The organism is Sphingobacterium sp. JB170, assembly GCF_900163865.1.
In the GTDB taxonomy this organism is placed as follows: domain Bacteria; phylum Bacteroidota; class Bacteroidia; order Sphingobacteriales; family Sphingobacteriaceae; genus Sphingobacterium.
The window spans coordinates 1-2,651 of record NZ_FUKU01000018.1 but is presented as its reverse complement, the minus strand read 5'-3'; the positions used below and the strand labels follow the sequence as shown (position 1 = coordinate 2,651).

The 2,651-nt window shown below is 38.8% G+C and carries 4 protein-coding genes; all 4 read right to left on the bottom strand.

The genetic code is table 11. The features are described 5' to 3' along the window. A partial coding sequence (locus tag FM107_RS05115) for an NmrA family NAD(P)-binding protein (RefSeq protein ID WP_143559434.1) occupies positions 1 to 444 on the bottom strand: 444 nt, incomplete at its 3' end. Positions 445 to 510: 66 nt separating this feature from the next. Continuing rightward, complete coding sequence (locus FM107_RS05110; protein WP_086947449.1) at positions 511 to 1,305, bottom strand: helix-turn-helix domain-containing protein; 795 nt, start codon at positions 1,303 to 1,305, stop codon at positions 511 to 513. 126 nt (positions 1,306 to 1,431) lie between these two features. Then, entirely contained in the window at positions 1,432 to 1,917 is a 486-nt protein-coding gene (locus tag FM107_RS05105; RefSeq protein WP_086947448.1) for a DinB family protein, read from the bottom strand. Then, the gene (locus FM107_RS05100) at positions 1,910 to 2,392 is read right to left on the bottom strand and encodes a GyrI-like domain-containing protein (protein WP_086947447.1); all 483 of its coding nucleotides are present in this window, start codon (positions 2,390 to 2,392) and stop codon (positions 1,910 to 1,912) included. The genes FM107_RS05105 and FM107_RS05100 overlap by 8 nt, the downstream gene beginning before the upstream one ends. Positions 2,393 to 2,651: the final 259 nt, after the last annotated feature.

The following is a 2,651-nucleotide window of genomic DNA, read 5'->3' as shown; positions in this document are numbered from 1 at the left end:
GGGTATGGCTTCCATATACATGCTGTTTCTGAAAAAGGTATAAGGGATATTTGTTTTCCTTATCAGTTCTTCCGTATGGTATTGTGTTTGCGTTCCTTGAAAAACGGTGTTCGGTCGGGCTTGCACCATACTGGTATAAACAATGTGCTTTACGTTGTTTTCCACGATTGCATTTACCACATTTCTTTCCTGCTGTTTGGCTGTTTCTATATCCACTCCGATGGTGGATATTTGCAATACTGTCTCTACACCTTTGAAGACCTTTTTAAGTGTATTGTAATCGTTGTAATCCGCTTGTCTGGTGGTTACGCCCTTTTCCTTAAATTCATTTACCGTTTCGGGGTTTCTGACAATGGCAACAATATCGGTCGGTGCGACTTTCTGTAACAAAAATTGAATGGTCGCTTTGCCTAAATTTCCGTTTGCTCCTGTAATGGCTATCATAACTTTACTCTTTCCTGCAAAATTATCAGCCTGCTTTTTGGTAAAATTGGATAAAACCGACAATGCTTAAATTTTCCATTCAGGGAAATTAGCCACCTGTTCGTTGGCGTTGCGTATAAAATGTTTAGGGCTTGTTCCCGCAAATTCCTGAAACTCTCTGATAAAGTGTGATTGGTCAAAATATGCGTTCAGGTAAGCAACTTCGGTCAGTGAATTAAATCCGGTTTGGCGCACGCTTTCCAAAGCAGATTGAAAGCGGCTTATCCTTGCGTATAGTTTGGGTGATATGCCGATATGCTGTTTAAAATACCGTTCCAACGAACGTTCAGATAGGTTCAGATCGTTTTGTATAGTCGGTAGGCTCGCACCTTTTTGTAACCGGGCAATTGCAAAATTCACTTTTCCGCTTTCTACTTTTCTATGTCCAACCTGTTGTATCAAAAAGGACGACAAAAGTTCAATCCTTTGTTCGGTAGTAAAGTTATTTAAAAGTTGGTCTGTTAGATTGGTGTTAACCAGTTCGGTAATGTTAATATGCCGGTTGGTCAGCTCGTTTGCGTCAATTCCGAAAACAGATTTTAATGCATCTGGCTGGAAGTAAACACCTATGTTGCGAAAAGGTTGATTTGATTTATGCTCTGTGTATCTTGTCGTTTGTCCGTATAGAAATGCTTGTGGAAGCGATCTGTCGTTTTCGTCAACAAATGCTTGTGGGTTTTCCTGAAAAATTAATCCTGGCAAACCGTCCGACATTATTTTAAAAGTCTTTTCCGGAAAACTTAGACTATTATCTTCCAAAGCCCAAAAATAGCGGACATATTTTCGCAATCGCTCTGTCGGAAGTATTTGTTGATAGTTCATTTTGTTTTGTTGAACATTGGTCAAACCCAAGAGGTAAAAATGGTTTGCCTTTTCAAGAATGGATACTGAAGTTGGTAGAATGTTTCAAATTTTAAGTAATCAAACGTAAAATTAACCATATAGATATTATTGAAAAGTCGGTTTGATTAGCTTTAAAGTTATTCCGATCTGCCCTAAATGATAAACGTCGTGTTGGATCAATCCTTCAAGAATCGCTCTGTTGGTGAACTTGCTGCTTTGGCAGTATTGGTTTAGAAACTCATCGTTCTGACCTTCAAGAAATTCTATCAGTTCGGCAGAAATTCTATAAAAATCTTCTCTGACCGCCTCCCAGCCAACTTCTTTCAACAGAGAATTTGGCTTCCAGTTTTCGGGGCTTTCATAGGTCAGTGTTGCCGGATTTCCGTTTAATTTCTTTATGTTTTCTTCTTTCCAAATAGTCAAATGAGAAATAAGCTCCGCTACGCTGTGAATCTCAGGCAACGGTTTTTGAAAAGCAGCTTCATCTGGCAGGTTGCTGATCCTATTGTCAAAGTTAACGTCCAACCAGTTTTCCTGATTGAGTATTGCGATTTGCCTGTCGATTATTTCCTTGAGTTCTGGATTATTCATTGTCGGATGCTAAAATTTCATTAGATTGTTTCACTACGGAGATGTAAATATCAACCTCTGAATTTTCCCAGTTATGGCTCTTTTCACCATAAACCTCAAAATCAAAACCATATTTCCGGTTGAGATCCGAATTCCATATTTTCTCCCAAACTTCCGTAATGCAGCTGGTCATCTGACCTTTGGCAGTTTCCTTATGATAGGTTTGTTCGGGAATGATCAATTCATCTAAATTTTGCGGTACGTCGGTTCCGTCTTCCGCCTTAGAACCGATGAAATAGGAAAACAAGCCATCTGCATCGCTTTCATAATCAAAATACACGGCATACACCTCATCTGAAATTTTATTGGGGATCTGATCTGCGATTTTTTCAACTTCAAATTTTTGCCATAATACGCCGCAATCTTTTCCGGACTGTCCGTTTTCGTTTTTCGTCTTTTCTGGCAGTTTAAGTCCGATAAGTTTAAATGATTTCATTTTATACCTGTTTTCTGATTGCCGTAAAATTACAAATTTATTCTTCCTGTATTTTGATTTAATAAGCCAAATCCTACCTCCCAAAGCCAAACCCTGCCACATTCACAGCTCCCCATTTTCCCTTCGATACTTTAGCCATCGTAAATGAAAAAGTGTCTATTGAAATTGAAAAAAATGAATGTGAAAAGAAAAAAATACGATGTTATATATGCCGACCCACCGTGGCAATACAAGGTATGGAGCAAGAAAGGAGCCGGAA

What these genes read in the sequence shown, in the direction of transcription:
- FM107_RS05110 (WP_086947449.1), bottom strand. Translation starts at nt 1,305, where the DNA reads ATGAACTATCAACAAATACTTCCGACAGAGCGATTGCGAAAATATGTC.
- FM107_RS05105 (WP_086947448.1), bottom strand. Translation starts at nt 1,917, where the DNA reads ATGAATAATCCAGAACTCAAGGAAATAATCGACAGGCAAATCGCAATA.
- FM107_RS05100 (WP_086947447.1), bottom strand. Translation starts at nt 2,392, where the DNA reads ATGAAATCATTTAAACTTATCGGACTTAAACTGCCAGAAAAGACGAAA.